We start from the raw sequence: 20762 nt of genomic DNA, 5'->3' as shown, positions 1-20762 counted from the left end.
TCGGGCCGGGGGGCGGCGTGCGAGATAGACCGTAGAGATTAGCGTGGAGAACATCTGGTATGATTGCTACTCATTCTAACGGTATTTTTTTTGTCTGAATCGCGCGCTCACTCGACTCTAAACGGCTGGCGGCCTTGGGAGCGTCAGATGTGTATAAGTGACCGCTCTCAACCCCACCTCGACCAGCAGCCCGCTTCCTCTAGCGAGCCCCACCAGGCAGATCCGAAAATCCAACTCGTTGATTTACAAGGAGTTTTCAGCAGCTCTGCGCTGGAAGTGGGGCGCATTATAAGCCTATCCAGCAGACCGTCAACCACTATTTGACTCACTGAACCAAATTGCGCCGAGCAGCTACCACCCTGCCCAGCCAACGCCGCCCCCAAGGGGTGCGGAAAAACAGCAGCGCACTAGCGAGGCACATATAGAGCGCCCACAACCCTAGGTCGGAGCGCACAACCCAGAGCATGTGCAGCAGAACCACGAGCAGAATCGGATAGACCAGGCGGTGCAAGCTCTTCCAACCGGCCCCTAGGCGACGCATGCTCCACCTGTTAGAAGTCAGAGCCAGCGCCAGCAACCCCAGGAAAGCCAGCGCCCCTACCATCACATAAGGTCTTTCCAGCAGCTCCGCGGGCAGGCGCTGCCATTGGGCACCCATGATGAACAATACAAAGCAGGCAATATGCAGGGTGGCGTACGCGAAACTCCACAACCCCAGCTGTCGCCGGATCGCCAGCCAGTGTGGCCAGCCTGTCAGTCGTGACAGCGGCGTCATGGCCAGCGTGAGCAACAGCAACACAAGCGCCCCCTGCCCCAAATGGTCCAATAGCCACTTACCCGGTTCGGGACCGAGGGCCAGCAGCCAACCGAGGTACAACCAATAGAGCGGCACACCCAGCGCAACGAGGAAAACGGCAATACGCAACCAGGCATGTTTCATCAGTAATGCTTCCGCAGATCCATGCCCCGGTAGAGGTCCGCAACCTGTTCACCATAGCCGTTGAATAACTCGGTCGGCCGCACGTTAGGGCTGAACAACGTATTGGGCAGACGGCGCTCCTGGGCCTGGGACCAGCGCGGATGGCTGACCGAGGGGTTCACATTGGCGTAGAAGCCATACTCGTCAGGGGCAATACCCATCCAGGAGCTCTCCGGTTGCTCGCTGACGAAGCTGATACGCACGATCGATTTAATGCTTTTGAAGCCATACTTCCATGGCACCACCAGACGCAGAGGCGCACCGTTCTGGTTAGGCAACACGCGGCCATACATCCCGACTGCCAGGATCGTTAACGGATGCATCGCCTCATCCATCCGCAGCCCCTCCACATAGGGCCAGTCGATCACCGAGAACCGCGACCGGGTACCGGGCATTTCCACCGGCCTATGGAGCGTTTCGAAACGCACGTAGCGGGCATCACCCAACGGCTCGACCCGCCGGATGAGGTCTGCCAGTGGAAACCCCAGCCAGGGAATCACCATCGACCAGGCTTCTACACAACGAAGCCGGTAGATCCGCTCCTGCAATCGGCTCTGTGCACAGAGCTGGTCCAGATCGTAAGTACCCGGCTTGGCCACCAAGCCATCGATGCGAACCGACCAGGGTTCGGTCTGCATCGCCGAGGCGTAGCGTGCCGGGTCGGTCTTGCCCGGCCCGAACTCGTAGAAGTTGTTGTATTGGCTGGCAACGTTGAAGGGAGCGACCCGCTCATCCGAAGACGACCACTGCACGTCGGCCAGGCGCCGCTGCAGCCAGGGCGGCGCAATGGCCGGCTCCACGTCGGAGTACTGCGCCCAGCCGACACTAGGCAGTGCGCCACTGGCAACACCCAGCAACGCGCCTTGCATCAGCCGGCGACGGGAAAGATAGACAGATTCGGGGGTGACCTCGCCTTCGCGACAGTCACTTGAAGGGGGGGACTTGATCAACATACTGCTTACCTCGCTCAACGGGCGCATGATGCACCCGCGAGCGAGATTGGAACAGACCTTATTCTTGCCCCGCGCGCCCCTGGCGACGACGAAGCTGAAGCACGAACTGCACCGGGCCGGATACCGCGTAGGCCAGGAAGATCAGCAGCAGCACTCGCGGCGGGTCGCTGAACACCACAGCGAACACCAGCACCACGACAAGAATAGCCACGAAGGGTACGCGCCCCTTCAGGTCCAGATCCTTGAAGCTGTAGTACTTGATGTTGCTGACCATCAGCACGCCGGCCAACGCCACCAGCAGGGCAAACAGCATGACGGTGGCGACAGGCATGTCGACGCCCTCAACACCGAAATCCTTCAAGGCCCAGACGGTACCAGCCACCACACCGGCCGCCGCCGGACTGGCGAGACCCACGAACCACTTCTTGTCGACCTTGCCGATCTGCGTGTTGAAACGAGCCAGACGCAGTGCGGCACAGGCGGCGTAGATGAAGGCTACGGTCAGGCCGACATTGCCCAGCTCCGAGAGCGCCCACTGATAGGCGAGCAGGCTCGGCGCCAGACCGAAGGCCACCATGTCCGACAGCGAATCGTATTCTGCGCCGAAGGCACTCTGGGTGTTGGTCAGGCGTGCCACGCGACCATCCAGGCTGTCCAGCAGCATCGCGACGAAAATGGCGATGGCCGCCACCTCGAACTTGCCGTTCATGGCACTGACGATGGCGAAGAAGCCGGCGAACAGGTTGGCGGTGGTGAACAGGTTGGGCAGCAGGTAGACGCCACGGTGACGCACCTTGCGCCCTTCTGCATCCTGGCCCTCCTCGACGTGCTCGTCGATCGGCAGCAGGCTTTCAACGGCGGAGTCCTTGTTCGGCTCCTCGGGACTTTCGCTCATGGACGATTACCTTGAAACAGAAGGAAGAAGACAGTGATCCAGTGTATGCCGGATATCACCGCCGGGCTTTATACCAGATGCTTCGAGAACAACGAAAAAACGCGGCACCAGGCCGCGTCTTTTCGGATCGTGCAAGCGCTTAGTTCTTGCTCTTGTCGACGATCTTGTTGGCAGCGATCCACGGCATCATGGCGCGCAGCTTCTCGCCGACCACTTCGATGCCATGGGCAGCATTGTTGCGGCGGTAGGCGGTCATCGACGGATAGTTGGTGGCGCCTTCGCTGATGAACATCTTGGCGTACTCGCCGTTCTGGATGCGCTTCAGGGCGTTGCGCATGGCGGCACGGGACTGCTCGTTGATCACTTCCGGACCGGTGACGTACTCACCGTACTCGGCGTTGTTGGAGATCGAGTAGTTCATGTTGGCGATGCCGCCTTCGAACATCAGGTCGACGATCAGCTTCAGCTCGTGCAGGCACTCGAAGTAGGCCATTTCCGGCGCGTAACCGGCTTCGACCAGGGTTTCGAAACCGGCCTTGACCAGCTCGACGCAACCGCCGCACAGCACGGCCTGCTCGCCGAACAGGTCGGTTTCGGTTTCGTCCTTGAAGGTGGTTTCGATGATGCCGGTACGGCCGCCACCCACGCCAGACGCGTAGGACAGAGCGACATTCTTGGCATTGCCGGAAGCGTCCTGGTAGACGGCGATCAGGTCAGGGATGCCGCCGCCGCGCACGAATTCGGAACGCACGGTGTGACCCGGTGCCTTCGGGGCGATCATGATCACGTCCAGGTCGGCGCGCGGCACCACCTGGTTGTAGTGGATGGAGAAACCGTGGGCGAAGGCCAGGGTGGCGCCCTTCTTCAGGTTCGGCTCCAGCTCCTCGCGGTACAGCTTGCCCTGGAACTCATCCGGGGTCAGCACCATCACCACGTCGGCCTGGGCGACCGCCTCGGCCACTTCGGCGACTTTCAGACCATGGTTCTTGGCCTTGGCGATGGAGGAAGAACCGGCACGCAGACCGACAGTGACATCCACACCGGAGTCCTTCAGGTTGCACGCATGCGCATGGCCCTGCGAACCGTAACCGATGATGGCGACCTTCTTGCCCTGGATGATGGAGAGGTCGCAGTCTTTGTCGTAATAAACTTTCATGAAATTTCCTCGGTATCTGGCCGTCTGGGCCACTTCAATAAAACGTCAGATGCTCAGCACTTTGTCGCCACGGGCAATCCCGGTGACACCGCTGCGCACGGTCTCCAGGATCGACGTGGTGCCGATGGCCTGGATGAAGCTGTCCAGCTTGTCGCTGGTGCCGGCCAGCTGGATGGTATAGACGCTCGGCGTCACGTCGACGATCTGCCCACGGAAGATGTCGGTGGTGCGTTTGACCTCGGCGCGCTGGGCGCCGGTGGCCTTGACCTTGACCAGCATCAGCTCGCGCTCGATGTGGGCGCTTTCCGACAGGTCTACCAGCTTTACCACCTCGATCAGCTTGTTGAGGTTCTTGGTGATCTGCTCGATCACCTCCTCGTGGCCGATGGTAGTCAGCGTCAGGCGCGACAGGGTCGGATCCTCGGTCGGCGCCACGGTCAGGCTTTCGATGTTGTAGTTGCGCTGGGAGAACAGGCCGACCACGCGGGACAGGGCGCCCGGTTCGTTTTCCAGCAGCAGGGAGATGATGTGTCGCATGCTCAGGTCCGCTCCGTCTTGCTCAGCCACATGTCGCGCATCGCGCCGTCCCTGATCTGCATCGGGTAGACGTGCTCGCTGGTATCCACCGCGATGTCGAGGAACACCAGGCGGTTCTTGAGGGCGAAGGCCTCTTCCATCTTCGGCTTGAGATCCTTCAGCTCGGTGATGCGCATGCCGACGTGGCCATAGGCTTCGGCCAGCTTGACGAAGTCAGGCAGCGATTCCATGTAGGAATGCGAGTAGCGGCTGTTGTACTGCATGTCCTGCCACTGACGCACCATGCCCAGCGCGCCGTTGTTGAGATTGACGATCTTCACCGGCAGGTCGTACTGCAGGCAGGTGGACAGCTCCTGGATGTTCATCTGGATGCTGCCCTCGCCGGTCACGCACGCCACGTCCACATCCGGGAAGTTCAGCTTGGCGCCCATGGCCGCCGGCAGACCGAAGCCCATGGTGCCCAGGCCGCCGGAGTTCAGCCAGCGATTGGGCTTGTCGAAGCGGTAGTACTGGCAAGCGAACATCTGGTGCTGGCCCACGTCGGACGACACGAACGCATCGCCCTTGGTGACTTCATAAAGGGTCTCGATGACCTTCTGCGGCTTGATGATCGAGCCGTCTCCCTCGTTGTAGGGGAACAGCCGGCCGCTGCCGCGCCACTCGTCGATCTGCTTCCACCAACTGGCCACCGCGTCCTTGTTCGGCGTCTGGCCGATTTCCTTGAGCACGGCGACCATCTCGGTCAGCACGCTGTCCACCGGACCGACGATCGGGATGTCGGCCTTGATGGTCTTGGAGATGGAGGCCGGGTCGATGTCGATGTGGATGACCTTGGCATTCGGGCAGAACTTGGCCGGGCCGTTGACCACGCGATCATCGAAACGCGCGCCGACGGCGAGGATCACGTCGGCATGGTGCATGGTCACGTTGGCGGTGTAGCTGCCATGCATGCCGAGCATGCCGATGAACTGGCGGTCGCTGCCAGGGTAGCCACCGAGGCCCATCAGGGTATTGGTGACCGGCAGGTTGAGCATTTGCGCCAGTTCGGTGAGCTGCGCGGACGCATTGCCCATGATCACACCGCCGCCGGAGTAGAGCACCGGACGCTTGGCGGCCAGCAGCATTTCCGCGGCCTTGCGGATCTGTCCGGAATGGCCTCGCACCGCCGGGCTGTATGAGCGCAGCTTGGCCTTCTTCGGGTAGACGTATTCGTATTTTTCGCCCGGAGTACCCATGTCCTTGGGAATGTCCACCACCACCGGGCCGGGACGACCGGACTCGGCGATGTAGAACGCCTTCTTCAGGGTTTCGGGAATCTCCGAGGGATGCTTGATCATGAAGCTGTGCTTCACGATCGGCCGGGAAATGCCGACCATGTCGGTTTCCTGGAAGGCGTCGGTGCCAACCATGGTGCTGGGCACCTGGCCGGAGATCACCACCATCGGAATGGAGTCCATGTAGGCGGTGGCAATACCGGTGATGGCATTGGTCGCACCAGGACCGGAGGTCACCAGCACCACGCCGGCCTTGCCGGTGGCGCGAGCATAGCCGTCGGCCATGTGAGTGGCGGCCTGTTCGTGGCGGACCAGGATATGGGTGATTTCCTTTTCCTTGAACAGTGCATCGTAGATGTGCAGCAGGGCACCGCCCGGGTACCCGTAAACATATTTCACGCCTTCGTCGCGCAGGAAGCGGACGACCATTTCAGCGCCGGATAGAAGCTCCACGTTATTCCCCTCTAGAACGCCAGAATGCCGCCTGGGGCCAGGCAGCCTGTTTAGGTCTACTCCTCGGCAGAGCATGTGCGACGGTTGGCCGCAAATGGAAACAGCTCTACTGAGCAAGTACTGGGAGCAACCCTGGTGTGTTGCGGATGGCTCCCACCCAGCGCGAGGTAACGCGTTGCGGGTGTTACAGATTCGGCACGGGTAGGCGCCTCGAGTCGCGTGAATCGGAGCCGTCGGCTCAAGATGCAGCGAGCGTGGAATTGTTCGGATAAGGCGCGAGCAAGTCAAGTCGCACGTGCTGCGAGGCGGGCATTGTGCGCCCTCGCGCCGACAGAGCCGTCCGTCATCTGTTATTCAGGCACGCTCCACCCACCCGGAACCTACCATGCATCCACTGCTTTCTACCCTGCTGCTGCTCAACGCCTCGTCTGCCCTGGCGGCTGCCGTCCACAGCTGGACGGACGAGCATGGCATCCGCCATTTCAGCGACCGCCCCAGCGCACTGCACAGTACGCAAGCACAGCCCCTGCCCAGCGCACCATCGCCCGGCCCCAGCCAGCAGCGAAGAGACAATACCGCGCAACGCGCGGCCGCAGAGCAACGCCGCTTCAACGACGTTCTGCGCCGGGATGCCTTCAGGGAGGAGCAGGCACGCCAGCAGCGCTGCAGAACGCTGGAGGAACAACTGGCAATGCTGCGCGACCGGCCACGCCTGAGACTGGCTGATGCCGCAGGCTCCCCACGGCCGCTGGACGAAGCCGAGCGGGAGGTATTGATCCGCGACACGCGGGAACGACTGAGGATCAGTTGCCCGCGGTGATCAGGCGATCAAATTCCGTCAGGGCCACCAGCAGGGTGCGCACCTCGCCGAGTCGCTCGGCATACACCACTTCGGCCATTTCCGTGATGCCGGAAACGGCCGGCAATGGACGACCACTCTCCACCAGGATCTTCATGCGCGGCAGGAAGATCCACTGCAGCCACTGATGCAATTCGAGGGTGTCCACACAGAACGGCTGCTCACTGGACAAGGCTTGGGCACTCGGCGGGACGCTACTCCACCACCCCAGCAGCCGCAGCTCCCGCTCGATCAACAACAACTGATCGGCGACGGCCGAAACTCGATTGTCCATCAACTGCTCACCTTGGCTCGTTGTCGGGCCTGCGCGGCCCCGGCGGGATCGCCCTGACGCTCACGGGCCTTGGCGATCAGCTCCCAGAGACTGGCCTGCAGCGCGGGTCGACCACCGGCGTAGGTGAGCGCCCGGCGGGCCAACTGCTCGGCCTGGGCAGGATCACCCTGCGCCAGGCGCAAGTCCGCCAGCCGGTAGAGCACCTGCGGCTCGCGGGGAGCGATGCGCTGTGCGCGCTCCAGACTGGAGGCGGCGCCATTCAGGTCCCCTCCATTCTGCATCTGCCGGGCGGATGTGAGCAGCGCCAGGACCGGACCGTCCAACTGCTCATCCGGCGCCAGCTCACCCTGGGGAATCCCGGTCGGTGCCGGCACGCGCGGCGATGCGGATATCACCGGAGACACCCCACCGGTCGACTGCCCTTGCCCTGCGCCGGGAAACGCAATGGCACCCGGTGCGGTCTGCAGCGGTGCCGAACCGGCATCCTGCGGCACCATCACCACGACACCGGCATCTTCCTCCTCGACGGGCGCGGGAGCCGCAGCGGGCGTGCGCGGCGTGGGCTGACGACCAAGCGGCTCGGCGCCCATCCACTCCTGCTCCTGATAGATCGAGGCGCCATTCTCCTGCACCGGGACCACCCCGCGCGGATTGCTCGCACAGCCCGAGAGCACCAGCAGAACCGCCACGGTGACAAGCCATCTGTTCACAAGCACACCTCTGTCGTCAGTTCAGCCAACCGCGCACCCAATCCATGACCGATTCGGCCGGCGGGATCCCACAGGAGACGCCCGGCAGCGGCTCGCTGCCGCGGATGTAGGGCATCTGCACGGCATCCGGACAATGTTCGGCGGAACCCTCGCCGGTATGCGCATTCACCCAAGCCAGCACGATGTTGTCCGGTACCGGCATCTCCAGCGGCATCGGATCGGCCTTGGCCATGAACCGCGTCCAGACCTGCAACCCTCCACTGGCGCCGGTCAGCGGCGTTGAGCCGTTGTCGTCACGCCCCATCCAGACGACCGCCAGCAGGTCTTGACTGAAACCGGCGAACCAGCTGTCGCGCGAGTCATTACTGGTCCCGGTCTTGCCGGCCAGCGTCAGGGATGTCGGCAACTGGTTGTAGACGGAGCGACCGGTACCCTCGCGCATGACGCGCTGCATAGCGTTCTGAATCAGATAGATCGCGCCAGGATCGAAACGTTGCTGGATCTCGAACGGATAACGCTTGAGCGGTTCGCCATTGCCGTCGAGCACGCTGCGAATGGCCCGCAGCGGCGTATTGAAGCCGCCGTTGGCCAGCGTCTGGTACATGCCGGCCACCTCCATCGGTGTCAGGCCGCCCGCGCCGAGCAACATCGAGGGGTAGGCCGGCCATTGCCGTGACACGCCCAGGCGCTGCAGGGTGCGCAGTACATTCTCGACGCCCAAGTCGAGACCGAGCCTGGCCGTGGACAGGTTGTAGGAGTTGGCCAGCCCCTGGTACAGGTAGACGGTGCCATGAGCCTTCTGATCGTAGTTCTGGGGCTGCCAGACCTGACCGTCGCGCGCGGTCACGGAAAACGGCTCGTCCTCGATCAGCGAGGTCAGTGTGTACTGACTGGGCCGCTCCAGCGCGGCCAGATACACCGCTGGCTTCACCAGCGAGCCAATCGGGCGCACCGCATCCAGCGCACGGTTGTAGCCCGCGAAGCGCGGCTGGCGACCGCCGATCAGCGCCTGCAACTCCCCCGTTTCCGGGTTGGCGACCACCATGGCCGCCTCGATCTCATCGACGCCCTTGCGCGCGCCCAACCGTTGCAGCGTCTCGGCCAGGGCTTCCTCGGCCTTCAACTGCAGCAGTGGATCGAAGCTGGTGAAAATGCGCAGCCCTTCCTCGGTGAGGTCCTGTTCCTGGTAGTCCTCACGCAGTTGACGCTTGACCAGGTCGAGGAAGCCCGGGAAGGAGGTATCGGCCAACCGGCCGCGCGGTGTGACACCCAGCGGCTGCTGTTTGGCCTGGGCCGCCTGGGCGACATCCAGGTTGCCTTGCTCGACCATCAGGTCGAGCACCAGATTGCGGCGAGCCAGCGCCCGCTCGGGCTGGCGTCGGGGGTTGTAGTAGGTGGGCCCCTTCACCATGCCGACCAGCAGGGCCACCTGATGCGCCTTGAGTTCGGAGAGCGGCTGGCCAAAGTAGTACTGGCTGGCCAGGCCGAAGCCGTGGATGGCGCGCTGGCCGTCCTGACCGAGGAACACCTCGTTGAGGTAGGCCTCGAGAATCTCCCATTTGTCGTAATGCAGCTCCAGCAGCAGGGCCATCGCCGCTTCCATCGCCTTGCGGCTGAGCGTGCGCTCGCTGGTCAGGAAGAAGTTCTTAACCAGTTGCTGGGTCAGGGTGCTGCCGCCCTGGCGCAGGCCACCGGCACTGACGTTGACCCACATGGCCCGGGCGATGGACTTGGGCGACACACCGAAATGATTGAAGTACTCGCGATCCTCGACGGCCACCAGCGCATCGACCAGCAGCGGCGGCACCTCGTCGATCTTGATCAGAATGCGGTCTTCCTGATGCGCCGGGTAGATACCGCCGATCAGCAGCGGCTCCAGACGCACCACGGCCAGCTCGCCGCCGCCCGGACGGCTCATGCTTGCGACCCGGTCACCGGCGAAGCGCACGCGAATATGCTGAGGCGATTCGGCGCCCTCGTAGAACTGGAAGCCGCGCGTCTGCAGCTCTACGGCGCCCCCGGTCACGGCGAAGGCGCCCGGCCCGGCCACGCTCGACTCACGTCGATAGCCGAGCGCTTCCAGCTCGCGCAGGAAATCCGCCTGGCTCAGCTTGAGCCCGCCGAATACCTCCAGCGGCCGCGCGTAGACTTTGGCTGGCACGGTCCAGCGCTTGCCGGAGAATTTCTCCTGCACGACCGCATCGAGATAGATGGCAAAACCGGCCAGTACCACCAGGCCGACCAGACCCAGCTTGACCACCCAGCCAAGCCATCTACGGCGAGGCCTGGAAGGTTTCTTGCCACGGGAACGAGGAGTAGGGGAATGCTTCATGGCGGCGGATTATACGCAGTTTATCCACAGTGCGCAGACGGCCACCGGCCGTGGCTGTGGGTAAGTCGTTCGCAAAATGGGTAATGGATGGCCTGAGCCGGTAAGGCCCGGATGATCGAGCTAAGACATGAAAAAAGGTCGCAGAGTTTCCCGCAGGCCGGCACAGCCGCCATAATGTCGCCTTTTCCTGACGAGACGTAAGGACTGACCCGTGAGCCTAGCCCTGATCTCCGCCCTGCAAAATCCAGCCCTTTACCCCCACCCCGTGGACGGTTTCCAGGTCATCGAAACCCACATCTCCTGGGTTCTGCTCACCGGCCCCTACGCCTACAAGATCAAGAAGCCGGTGAATTTCGGCTTCCTCGACTTCACCGAACTGGCAAGTCGCCAGCACTTCTGCAACGAGGAGCTGCGTCTCAACCAGCGTCTCGCGCCGTCGCTCTACCGACAGGTTCTGCCGATCTGCGGCAGCGAACAGGCCCCACAGTTCGGCAGCGACACTCCGGTCATCGAATATGCCCTGCAGATGCGCCAGTTCCCGCAGAGCCAGCTACTGGCGGAGCTGCAGAGCCGCGGCGAGCTGCGCAGCGAGCACATCGATGCCCTGGCCGAATTGATCGCGCACTTCCACCTGCAGGCACCTCGTGTTCCGGTCGAGCATGCCCTGGGTACACCCGAGGCGGTTATGGCGCCGGTGCAGCAGAATTTTGACCAGATCCGTCCGTTGCTCACCGATGCGGCCGATCTGGCTCAGCTGGACACCCTCGAGCACTGGGCACAGAGCACCTACCAGCGTCTGTATCCGCTGCTGGCCACACGCAAGGCCGATGGCTTCATTCGCGAATGCCACGGCGACATCCACCTGGGCAACGCCACCCTGCTGGACGGCGAGGTCGTGCTCTTCGACTGCATCGAGTTCAATGAACCGTTCCGCCTGACCGACATCGTCGCCGACTCCGCCTTCCTGGCCATGGACCTGGAATCGCGCGGCCTCAAGGCCCTGGCCCGGCGCTTCGTGAATCGCTGGCTGGAACTCACCGGCGATTACGCCGCCCTGGAACTGTTCAATTTCTACAAGGCCTATCGCGCCCTGGTTCGCGCCAAGATCAATCTGCTCAGCCTCAGTCACGAGCCGGATGCCACCTGTCAGGCCACCGCCCTGGCCGAATACCGCCGCTACGCCAGCCTGGCCGAACAATACTGCGCCATTCCCTCGCGCTTCATGGCCATCACCCACGGTGTGGCTGGCGTAGGCAAGAGCCATGTCTCGCTGCGCCTGGTGGAAGAACTGGGCGCCATCCGCTTGCGTTCGGACGTTGAGCGCAAGCGGCTGTTCGGCAGTCAGCCCAATGACCAGCAGGGCCAACTCGCCAGTGGCATCTATCAGGCCAGCGCCAGCCAGGCCACCTACCAGCGCCTGGCCGACCTGGCCAGCCTGGCGCTGCGCGCCGGCTATCCGGTGGTTCTCGACGCCACCTTTCTCAAGCGCACGCAACGGGACGCCGCACGGCACGTTGCCGAAGAGAATGGCGTGCCCTTTCTGATCCTGGATTGCCAGGCGCCCGAACCGGTTCTTGAGCAGCGTCTGGCGCAGCGCCAGCGCGAGGGCGGCGATCCGTCCGACGCCACCCTGGAAGTGATGCATGCGCAGCAGGCCTCGCGTGAGCCCCTCGCCGAAGACGAGTTATCCCGCCAGCGGGTCATCAACACGCAGGATGGCAGCGGCCTGGAACAGGCCATCGCCGATCTGCGCCAGCGCCTGCCAGGGCTCTGATCCGTCCGTTCGCCGGCGGCCGGCCCCTCCCCGGGGCCAGCCGCTACACTTGCCACTGGCAAGGAGGCACGATGAACGACGAACTGCTGCGCCTGAAGAACCTGGGCAAGACATCTGCACAATGGCTGCACGCCAGCGGCATTCACAACCTCGATGATCTGCGCCGACTCGGCTCGGTAGACGCCTACCGAGCCGTGCAGGCCCGTGGGTTTCGCGCATCCCGCGTCCTGCTGTATGCCATCGAGGGCGCGCTTCTGGACATCCCCTGGAGCCAACTGCCGCATGACCACAAGGCAGCGCTAAACGCGGCCCTGGAGCAGCGGCCTCCCAGACCCGCCTCGAAACACTGAAGCGCCGGCAACACAACCGCGCTTGACTATCAAATGATAATCGTTATTATTAGCTTCAACTGATCGCGAGATCAGCCGGTAAGCTGCAAGAGCAGGTGGCCCCAACCGGGCGGCGGTTCTTCAGACTATCTCCTCATCAGGCTAATCACGGTTTTAGACCCGGCACCCGCCGGGTCTTTTTTTGTCCGCCGACCACGCGCCCCACTCAACGCCTCAGGGCCGCCGTTCCCGCCATTCTGCACAGTGATCCTTTTCCGGCAGAGCGCGGGTATACCAGACGAAATCCGCCTGCCGCTCGCTGAGGTCGGCCCCCTCCTCGGCGAGGATCAGCACTCGGGTCACGCCCCGTGCCCCGAGGTCGTCGAGATGCAACGGCACGCCCAGATCACGGCGCACATGGAAGGCACCCGCGAACAACAGGGCCGGCCGTGGCGCCTGCAACAGACGCTCGGCCATGCGCCGGTCGCGCTGCTGCTGGACAAGGCGCATGGCCGGCACCTGCGACTCGGGCAGCATTCCGCAATGCGACTCCCGGATCTGGACATCCAGCGCGGCCAATACCGCCGGCGCACCGCTGCGTTGGCCGCCCAGCTGTGGCTGGCGTCGATAAATGTCGAGGATTTCGCTGCGATCCAGGTTGGCCGCCAGCAGCGGACTGGGCAGCCCCAGCGCGTACTCCACCAGCTCGCCATACAACGCCCAATCCCAGCCAGGCTGCCAGGCCAGCGCCTCGACCAGGTCTCCAGGGCGTTCACCCGCCGCCCAGCGGGCGCGCACGGCATCCACGCGCGCCTGCTGATCGGGGTTGAGCATTTCCAGCAACAGGCTGCCGGTCTGGCGCCGCTGCGCAAGCGCCTCCAGCAGCCAGCGCTGCAAGACGTGATGATCCGGGTGATCGTGGCGTTCGCCGACCAGCACCCAGTCCGCCCTGGCCAGCTCGCCTACCAATTGTTCGGGGGTTAATCGCTCGCCGCTCCGCAGATCGACGATTCCATTGTCGATCTGCCCGCTCGGCAGCGGCGGCAGCTGCTGGCAACCGGTCAGCAGCCAGAGCATGGCCAGCACTATCAGACGCATGTCGATCTCCCTTTATGAAACGAACCCACGCGGCGAAGCATAAGTTTCCGTTTGTCAGCCGATCAGTCGGCCGGCCGCTTGGCATTTGCCGGCAGGGCTGGATAATGCGCGGCCTCACCCGCAGAGGTCCCCCATGATTCGACTGTGTGCCCCCGAAGAACTGGCCGAAGGCCAGAGCCGCGGCTTCAGCCTGCCCGGCACCCGCGTGCTGGCCGTGCGCCGCGCTGGCCGTGTATATGCCTACGAGAATCGCTGCCCGCACCGCAACACGCCCCTGGAATGGCAGGCGGACCGCTTCCTGGATCAAAGCGGCACGCTCATCCAGTGCGCCAGCCACGGCGCCCTGTTCAGCATCGAGACCGGCGAATGCGTCTCCGGTCCCTGCGTGGGGCAGGAGCTGAACTTGATTCCCTGTGAAGAGAACGCGCAAGGCATCTGGGTCGACCCCTAAAGCACCTCCAACTGCCGCACCAGGCTGATGCTATCTGGGGTCAGCTCGGCGCCGTAGGCCAGCACCTCCACACCGGCGCGCTTCGCTTCGCGCAGCGCCGCCGCGTAGGCAGGGTCAATCTCCTCGGCGGCACGGACCGCCTCGATGCCGGACAGGTTCACGCAATACAGCTGCACCGCACGGATACCACTGCGCGCCAGGGCCGCCAGCTCGCGCAGATGGCGCGCGCCGCGCTCGGTGCGTGCATCCGGAAAGGCCGCCACCGCCTCGCCGGCGTAGCCAAGGGTGACGCTTTTCACCTCCACGTACACTGCCTCACCAGCAAAATCCAGGCAGAAGTCGATCCGGCTGTTTTCCACGCCGTAGCGCACCTCGCGGCGCAGGCCATCGAAGCCGGCCAACTCGCGAATGACGCCCCCACGCAGCGCCTCCTCGACCAGCGGATTGGCCCGCGCGGTATTGATGCAGGCAAGCCGGCCATGCGGCGTTTCACTCAACTCCCAGGTGCCGGGTAGCTTGCGCCGGGGATCATCGCTGCGACTGAACCACACGCGCCCGTCCGCCTGCATGCAGTTGAGCATCGAACCCGTGTTCGGGCAGTGGATGCACAACTCCTCGCCCTGCTCGGTCACCACGTCAGCCAGGAAGCGCTTGTAGCGACGACGCAGGCGCCCCCGCTCCAGCGGTCGCTCAAAGTGCATGGGGCCGCCAGCTGCGCAATCCCCGGGCAATGCGCGCCACGGCTTCTTCCAGGCGCGGCAGGCTCTGGGTATAGGCGAAACGCACATGCCGGTCGGCCAAGTGATGGCCGAAGTCGATGCCGGGCGTGACGGCGACGTACTCGGTTTCGATCAGATGGCGACACAGGTCGTAGGCGTTGCCACCGAACGCCGAGATATCCGCATATAAATAGAAGGCGCCCTCCGGCTCCACCTCGATCCGGAAACCCAGCTCGCGCAGGGCGGGTAGCAGGTAGTCGCGGCGCCGGGCGAATTCGCCGCGCCGCGCCTCGAGGATCTCCAGGGTGGCCGGCGCGAAGCAGGCCAGCGCGGCGTGCTGGGCCACGGTGGAGGCGCTGATATAGAGATTCTGCGCCAGTTTTTCCAGCTCCGGCACGGCCGCGGGGGGTGCCACCAGCCAGCCCAGGCGCCATCCGGTCATGCCGAAGTACTTGGAAAAGCTGTTGAGCACGAAGGCGTCGTCATCCACCTCCAGCACGCTGTGCGCGTCCGTACCGTACGTCAGACCGTGGTAGATCTCGTCAACCACCAGGTGACCGCCGCGTGCGCACGCAGCCGCGGACAGGGCCGCCAGCTCGTCGCGGCGCAGCAGCGTTCCGGTCGGATTGGCCGGCGACGCCACCAGGGCGCCTACACTGTCCGCATTCCAGTAACCTTCCAGCAGTTCAGCGGTCAGTTGATAACGCGTCTGCGGGCCAACCGGCACCAGCTGTGCCGCGCCTTCGACCAGTCGCAGGAAATGCCGGTTGCAGGGATAGCCCGGATCGGCCAGCAACCAGTGCTTGCCGGGATCGACCAGCAGGCTGCTGGCCAGCAATAGCGCGCCGGAGCCGCCGGGGGTGATCAGGATGCGTTCGGGGTCCAGCGACAGGCCGTAACGGTCGGCATAGAAGCCGGCCAGCGCCTCACGCAGTTGTGGCAGGCCGCGGGCCGAGGTGTAACGGGTGTGGCCGGCGGCAAGGGCTGCCTGACCGGCGGCAACAATGGGATCGGCGGTGGTGAAATCCGGCTCGCCGATCTCCAGGTGGATGACGTCATGGCCCGCCGCCTGGAGCTCATTGGCCCGCGCCAGCAGCGCCATGACATGAAAGGGTTCGATGGCGCGACTGCGCGCGCTGAAGGAGCTGAGCAATGCAATCTCTCCCGCCGTGGCGATGGGGAAAACCGGCGATTCTAGCGAACCATGAGCACCGCGGGCAGTTACGACCGTCCGGGAGTAGCGCACCCCGGTACGTTCTGGTAATTTCGCCCGCTTTGATGCGCGGGGGTCCGGTTTGCAACTGACCGGAAGGACTTTCCCCCACGTCTGGGGAATTGAGAAAGCGAGAGGCGGACATCCATGCCCACCAAAGCAAAAGAGCAACAAGGCCAACTCAACCGTGGCTTCGAGCCCTACCAGCCGGCCAAGGGTGAGGAGTACATGAGCGATGCCATGCGCGCTCACTTCACCGATATCCTCAACAAGTGGAAGCTGGAACTGATGCAGGAAGTGGATCGCACCGTGACCCACATGCAGGATGAAGCCGCCAACTTCCCCGATCCGGCCGACCGCGCCAGCCAGGAAGAAGAGTTCAGCCTGGAACTGCGCACCCGCGACCGTGAGCGCAAGCTGATCAAGAAGATCGACGAGACGCTGACCCTCATCGAAGAGAACGAGTACGGCTGGTGCGACTCCTGCGGTGTCGAAATCGGCCTGCGCCGGCTGGAAGCCCGCCCCACCGCCACGCTGTGCATCGACTGCAAGACCCTGGCGGAAATCAAGGAAAAGCAGATCGGTTCCTGATCCCGAACGGGGCGCCAGCGGCGCCCCGTTTCGTTTCCGATGCCCATGCCCCAACGTCCCGCCTACACCGGCCGCTTCGCCCCGACGCCCAGCGGCTATCTGCACTTCGGCTCACTGGTCGCCGCCCTGGCTTCCTATCTGGACGCCCGCGCTGTCGGTGGCGTCTGGCGGGTGCGCATGGAAGATCTCGACCCTCCCCGCGAAGTACCCGGCGCACAGGATGCCATCCTGCACACCCTGGAAACCTACGGTTTCGAATGGGATGGTCCGGTGCTGCGCCAGAGCGACCGGCATGAGGCCTATGCCGAGGTGGTGGGCCGCCTGCTTGCGCAGGACCTGGCCTATCCTTGCCACTGTTCGCGCAAGCAGCTCGAGGGCCAGGCGATTTATCCCGGCACCTGCCGCGATGCGCATCTGGACCGCCACGACGCCGCCATCCGCCTGCGTGTCCCGGACCGTGAATACGCCTTTGTTGACCGGGTGCAAGGCGCGTTCCGCCAGCATCTGGGTCGCGAGGTGGGCGACTTCATCATCCAGCGCCGCGACGGCTTTTACGCCTACCAGCTGGCGGTGGTCCTGGATGACGCGTTCCAGGGCATGACCGATATCGTGCGCGGCGCCGACCTGCTGGACAACACGCCGCGCCAGCTCTACCTGCAGGAACTGCTCGGCCTGCCCCAGCCCCGCTACCTGCATGTCCCCCTGCTGACCCAGCCGGATGGCCACAAGCTGGGCAAGCGTTACCGCTCGCCGCCGCTGCCGGCCGAGCAGGCCGCACCCCTGCTGTGCCGAGCCCTGCGTGCTCTGGGCCAGGCGCCCAAGCCCACGCTGGAGCAAGCCACTCCCCGGGAGGTGCTGGCCTGGGGTATCGCCCACTGGGACGCCGGACGCATTCCCCGCCAAGCCACCCTGGCCGAAGCGCAACTTCGCTAGCCCTATCGCGCAGAAATCGAACGGCAATACCGACCGTCGCTTGCAGCCTGGCGTCCATCGCTTATAACGTTGGGCCCGACGACCGCAACCCGCGAAGCCTGCCCCACCATGTACATCTATCGACTGGTCCTGCTTCTGGTGGTGGGCATCTACCTGTTCTCACCGGCCATCATGGACGGCTGGATCCAGCCGGGCAGCGCCTGGTACCGCCCGTACCTGCTGTGGCTGATCCTGATCGTCGTCACCTTCCTGCTGCTGAGCAACCGCGATGCCGATGAGCTTTAACCTCAGCCAGCTGCTGCTGCTCAGCGCGCTGTACCTGCTTGCCCTGTTCGGCGTCGCCTGGCTGAGCGAGCGCGGCGCGATTCCGCGCGGTCTGGTGCGCCACCCGATGATCTACACGCTGTCGCTGGGCGTATACGCCAGCGCCTGGGCCTTCTACAGCTCGGTGGGCCTGGCCTACCAGTACGGCTATGGCTTCCTGGCCTGTTACCTCGGGGTGAGCGGCGCCTTCCTGCTGGCACCCGTGCTGCTGCAGCCGATCCTGCGCATCACCCGCACCTATCAGCTGTCCTCGCTGGCCGACCTGTTTGCCTTCCGCTTTCGCAGCAGCTGGGCCGGCGGGCTGACCACCACCTTCATGCTGATCGGCATCCTGCCGCTGCTGGCATTGCAGATCCAGGCGGTCACCGACGCCATCGGCATCCTCACCCGAGAGCCGCCGCACGCACGGGTGGCACTCAGCTACTGCGCGCTGATCATCCTCTTCACCATCCTGTTTGGCGCCCGGCACATCGCCACCCGGGAAAAGCACGAAGGCCTGGTGTTCGCCATGGCCTTCGAATCGGTAGTCAAGCTCAGCGCTCTGGCCGGCATCGGCCTGTATGCGCTCTATCGGGTGTTCGACGGCCCCCAGGGCCTGGAAGCCTGGCTGCTGCAAAACCAGGAAGCCCTCGCCACACTGCACACGCCCTTGCAGGAAGGCCCCTGGCGCACCCTGTTACTGGTGTTCTTCGCATCGGCAATCGTCATGCCGCACATGTACCACATGACCTTCACCGAGAACCTGCGCCCGCGCAACCTGGCTTCCGCCAGCTGGGGCCTGCCGCTGTTCCTGCTGCTGATCAGCCTGCCAGTGCCGTTGATCTTGTGGGCCGGGCTCAAGCTGGGCGCCGGGACCCACCCGGAGTTCTTCACCCTGGGCGTCGGCCTCGCACTGGACAACCCGGCGCTGACCCTGCTGGCCTACATCGGCGGGCTGTCGGCCTCCAGTGGCCTGATCATCGTCGCCACGCTGGCGCTCTCCGGCATGGCGCTGAACCATCTGGTGCTGCCGGTGTTCCAGCCCAGCGGCGAGAGCAACATCTACGCCTGGCTGAAATGGACCCGCCGCAGCCTGATCGTCGCCATCATTCTCGCCGGCTACGGCTTCTACCTGATGCTGGGTGCCGAGCGCGACCTGTCGGCGCTGGGCATCGTCTCCTTCGTCGCCACCCTGCAGTTCCTCCCCGGCGTGCTGGCAGTGCTCTACTGGCCAAGCGCCAACCGGCGCGGCTTCATCGCCGGTCTCCTGGCCGGCTTCGGCATCTGGCTGGTGAGCATGCTGCTGCCGCTGGTCGGCAACCTGCCCGGGGTGTACCTGCCCGTCCTCGACCTCATCTATGTGCTGGATGACAGCAGCTGGCACCTGGCGGCCATCACCTCGCTGACCGCCAACGTACTGGTCTTCGCCCTGGTGTCGCTGTTCACCGAGCCGAATCCGCGCGAACGCAGCGCCGCCGAAGCCTGCGCCGTGGGCAACGTGCGGCGCCAGCCACGCCGCGAGCTGATCGCCACCTCGCCGCAGGACTTCGCCTCGCAGCTGAGCAAGCCGTTGGGCGCAAAAACCGCCCAACGTGAAGTGGAACGCGCGCTCAATGAACTGAAGCTGCCGTTCGACGAGCGCCGCCCCTACGCCCTGCGTCGCCTGCGCGACCAGATCGAAGCCAACCTGTCCGGCCTGATGGGCCCCAGCTTCGCCCAGGACATCGTGTCCACCTTCCTGCCCTACAAGAAGAGCAACGAAGCCTACGTCTCCGAGGACATCCACTTCATCGAAAGCCGCCTGGAGGACTACCGCTCGCGCCTCACCGGCCTGGCCGCCGAGCTGGACAGCCTGCGCCGCTACCACCGACAGACCCTGCAGGACCTGCCGGTGGGGGTCTGCTCCCTGGCCAAGGATCACGAGATCCTCATGTGGAACCACTGCCTGGAAGAACTCACCGGCATCCCCGCCCAGCGTGTGCTGGGCGAACGGCTGTCGGCCATCGACGAGCCCTGGCGAGACCTGTTGATGGACTTCATCGCCGCCCCCGACGAACACATCCACAAGCACCGCCTGCTGCTGGATGGCGAGGTGCGCTGGTTGAACCTGCACAAGGCCGCCATTGAGGAACCCCTGACCCCAGGACATACGGGCCTGGTGCTACTGGTCGAGGACCAGACCGCGACCCGCGCCCTGGAGGACAAACTCGTGCATGCCGAACGCCTGGCCAGCATCGGCCGCCTGGCTGCCGGCGTGGCCCACGAGATCGGCAACCCGATCACCGGCATCGCCTGCCTGGCGCAGAACCTGCGCGAGGAGCGTAGCGGCGACGCAGAAGTTACCGAAAGCAGCGCGCAGATCATCGAGCAGACCAAGCGGGTGTCACGCATCGTCCAGTCGCTGATGAACTTCGCTCATGCCGGCGCGCGTCAGCCAGGCAGCGAACGCGTCTGCCTGGCCGAGATCACCCGCGACGCCATCGCCCTGCTGCAACTCAACCGCGAAGGCACCGAGGTGCAGTTCCTCAACCTGTGCAATCCGCAGCACTGCGCGGAAGGCGATCCGCAGCGCCTCGCCCAGGTGCTGATCAACCTGCTGTCCAACGCCCGCGACGCCTCCCAGCCGGGTGGCAGCATCCGGGTGAGCAGCGAGGCGGACGAGCACAGCGTGGTGCTGTGCGTGGAGGACGAAGGCAGCGGCATCCCCAAGAGCGCCATGGACCGCCTGTTCGAACCCTTCTTCACCACCAAGGATCCCGGCAAGGGCACCGGCCTGGGCCTCGCGCTGGTCTATTCGATCGTGGAAGAGCATTATGGCCACATCGCCATCGACAGTCCGGCCGACCCGGAACGCCAGCGCGGCACCCGCTTCCGGGTGACCCTGCCGCGTCACGTCACGCCCATCAACGTCCCGTCCTGAGCCGTCGAG

The 20762-nt window shown here is 64.3% G+C and carries 20 protein-coding genes; 8 read left to right on the top strand and 12 right to left on the bottom strand.

Translation table 11 applies throughout. The annotated features are described in order from the left end of the window. Positions 1-325: 325 nt before the first annotated feature. The 6 genes from msrQ to SF06_RS09095 form a co-directional block, all read right to left on the bottom strand. The gene (gene msrQ / locus SF06_RS09120) at positions 326-940 is read right to left on the bottom strand and encodes a protein-methionine-sulfoxide reductase heme-binding subunit MsrQ (RefSeq protein WP_039560916.1); all 615 of its coding nucleotides are present in this window, start codon (positions 938-940) and stop codon (positions 326-328) included. Continuing rightward, entirely contained in the window at positions 940-1932 is a 993-nt protein-coding gene (gene msrP / locus SF06_RS09115) for a protein-methionine-sulfoxide reductase catalytic subunit MsrP (RefSeq protein WP_039560928.1), read from the bottom strand. The genes msrQ and msrP overlap by 1 nt, the downstream gene beginning before the upstream one ends. Before the next feature lie 58 nt (positions 1933-1990). Then, entirely contained in the window at positions 1991-2827 is an 837-nt protein-coding gene (gene pssA, locus SF06_RS09110; RefSeq protein ID WP_027588949.1) for a CDP-diacylglycerol--serine O-phosphatidyltransferase, read from the bottom strand. Between the two features lie 139 nt (positions 2828-2966). Continuing rightward, complete coding sequence (gene ilvC, locus SF06_RS09105; RefSeq protein ID WP_027588950.1) at positions 2967-3983, bottom strand: ketol-acid reductoisomerase; 1017 nt, start codon at positions 3981-3983, stop codon at positions 2967-2969. A 45-nt stretch (positions 3984-4028) separates the two neighbouring features. Then, positions 4029-4520: an acetolactate synthase small subunit gene (gene ilvN, locus SF06_RS09100; RefSeq protein WP_027588951.1), complete on the bottom strand. Its 492-nt coding sequence runs from the start codon at positions 4518-4520 to the stop codon at positions 4029-4031. 2 nt (positions 4521-4522) lie between these two features. Next, positions 4523-6247, bottom strand: coding sequence for an acetolactate synthase 3 large subunit (locus SF06_RS09095; protein ID WP_039560913.1), 1725 nt, complete (start codon positions 6245-6247; stop codon positions 4523-4525). A gap of 385 nt (positions 6248-6632) precedes the next feature. On the opposite strand from SF06_RS09095, the gene SF06_RS09090 reads away from it, so the two are divergent. Continuing rightward, positions 6633-7067 (top strand): DUF4124 domain-containing protein, encoded by a 435-nt coding sequence (locus tag SF06_RS09090; protein WP_027588953.1) that lies wholly within the window; start codon positions 6633-6635, stop codon positions 7065-7067. On the opposite strand, the gene SF06_RS09085 is transcribed toward SF06_RS09090, so the two are convergent. From SF06_RS09085 to mrcB, 3 genes are read right to left on the bottom strand one after another with little or no spacing between them, the layout of a single operon-like run. Then, positions 7051-7380: a YqcC family protein gene (locus SF06_RS09085; RefSeq protein ID WP_027588954.1), complete on the bottom strand. Its 330-nt coding sequence runs from the start codon at positions 7378-7380 to the stop codon at positions 7051-7053. The two genes, SF06_RS09090 and SF06_RS09085, sit on opposite strands and share 17 nt — an antisense overlap. Continuing rightward, a complete protein-coding gene (locus SF06_RS09080) occupies positions 7380-8090 on the bottom strand; it encodes a tetratricopeptide repeat protein (protein ID WP_052199764.1) in 711 nt (236 codons plus the stop codon). Before SF06_RS09080 ends, SF06_RS09085 begins: the two co-directional genes overlap by 1 nt. Before the next feature lie 16 nt (positions 8091-8106). Further along, positions 8107-10422, bottom strand: a complete 2316-nt coding sequence (gene mrcB / locus SF06_RS09075) for a penicillin-binding protein 1B (protein ID WP_039560910.1) — start codon at positions 10420-10422, stop codon at positions 8107-8109. A 211-nt stretch (positions 10423-10633) separates the two neighbouring features. On the opposite strand from mrcB, the gene SF06_RS09070 reads away from it, so the two are divergent. Together SF06_RS09070 and SF06_RS09065 are read left to right on the top strand one after the other, a co-directional pair. Next, positions 10634-12196 (top strand): bifunctional aminoglycoside phosphotransferase/ATP-binding protein, encoded by a 1563-nt coding sequence (locus SF06_RS09070; protein WP_039560909.1) that lies wholly within the window; start codon positions 10634-10636, stop codon positions 12194-12196. Between the two features lie 71 nt (positions 12197-12267). Continuing rightward, entirely contained in the window at positions 12268-12546 is a 279-nt protein-coding gene (locus SF06_RS09065) for a TfoX/Sxy family protein (RefSeq protein ID WP_027588958.1), read from the top strand. Positions 12547-12759: 213 nt separating this feature from the next. Here the strand turns inward: SF06_RS09065 and SF06_RS09060 are convergent, their stop codons facing one another. Then, positions 12760-13623 (bottom strand): ChaN family lipoprotein, encoded by an 864-nt coding sequence (locus SF06_RS09060; protein ID WP_039560907.1) that lies wholly within the window; start codon positions 13621-13623, stop codon positions 12760-12762. Between the two features lie 133 nt (positions 13624-13756). Between SF06_RS09060 and SF06_RS09055 the strand changes: the two genes are divergently transcribed. Further along, on the top strand, positions 13757-14074 hold the full coding sequence (locus tag SF06_RS09055; RefSeq protein ID WP_027588960.1) for a Rieske (2Fe-2S) protein: 318 nt from the start codon (positions 13757-13759) through the stop codon (positions 14072-14074). Here the strand turns inward: SF06_RS09055 and sfsA are convergent. Both sfsA and SF06_RS09045 read right to left on the bottom strand, forming a co-directional pair. After that, complete coding sequence (sfsA, locus tag SF06_RS09050; protein WP_027588961.1) at positions 14071-14775, bottom strand: DNA/RNA nuclease SfsA; 705 nt, start codon at positions 14773-14775, stop codon at positions 14071-14073. The genes SF06_RS09055 and sfsA overlap by 4 nt on opposite strands. Next, a complete protein-coding gene (locus tag SF06_RS09045; RefSeq protein ID WP_039560905.1) occupies positions 14765-15946 on the bottom strand; it encodes a pyridoxal phosphate-dependent aminotransferase in 1182 nt (393 codons plus the stop codon). The genes sfsA and SF06_RS09045 overlap by 11 nt, the downstream gene beginning before the upstream one ends. Before the next feature lie 207 nt (positions 15947-16153). On the opposite strand from SF06_RS09045, the gene dksA reads away from it, so the two are divergent. The 4 genes from dksA to SF06_RS09025 all read left to right on the top strand — a co-directional run bounded on the left by dksA (position 16154) and on the right by SF06_RS09025 (position 20753). Beyond that, positions 16154-16597 carry an RNA polymerase-binding protein DksA gene (dksA, locus tag SF06_RS09040; RefSeq protein WP_027588963.1) on the top strand — a complete coding sequence of 148 codons (444 nt, stop codon included), beginning with the start codon at positions 16154-16156 and terminating at the stop codon, positions 16595-16597. A 45-nt stretch (positions 16598-16642) separates the two neighbouring features. Further along, on the top strand, positions 16643-17530 hold the full coding sequence (gluQRS, locus tag SF06_RS09035; protein ID WP_039560924.1) for a tRNA glutamyl-Q(34) synthetase GluQRS: 888 nt from the start codon (positions 16643-16645) through the stop codon (positions 17528-17530). 108 nt (positions 17531-17638) lie between these two features. Next, positions 17639-17815 (top strand): hypothetical protein, encoded by a 177-nt coding sequence (locus tag SF06_RS18290; RefSeq protein WP_027589012.1) that lies wholly within the window; start codon positions 17639-17641, stop codon positions 17813-17815. After that, the gene (locus SF06_RS09025; RefSeq protein ID WP_027588965.1) at positions 17799-20753 is read left to right on the top strand and encodes a sensor histidine kinase; all 2955 of its coding nucleotides are present in this window, start codon (positions 17799-17801) and stop codon (positions 20751-20753) included. Before SF06_RS18290 ends, SF06_RS09025 begins: the two co-directional genes overlap by 17 nt. Positions 20754-20762 lie beyond the last annotated feature (9 nt).

The sequence above is a fragment of the Pseudomonas flexibilis genome, from assembly GCF_000802425.1.
Taxonomy (GTDB): Bacteria; Pseudomonadota; Gammaproteobacteria; order Pseudomonadales; family Pseudomonadaceae; genus Serpens; species Serpens flexibilis.
Note: the sequence above shows the minus strand (reverse complement) of the source record. Positions and strands in the feature narration are given on the sequence as shown.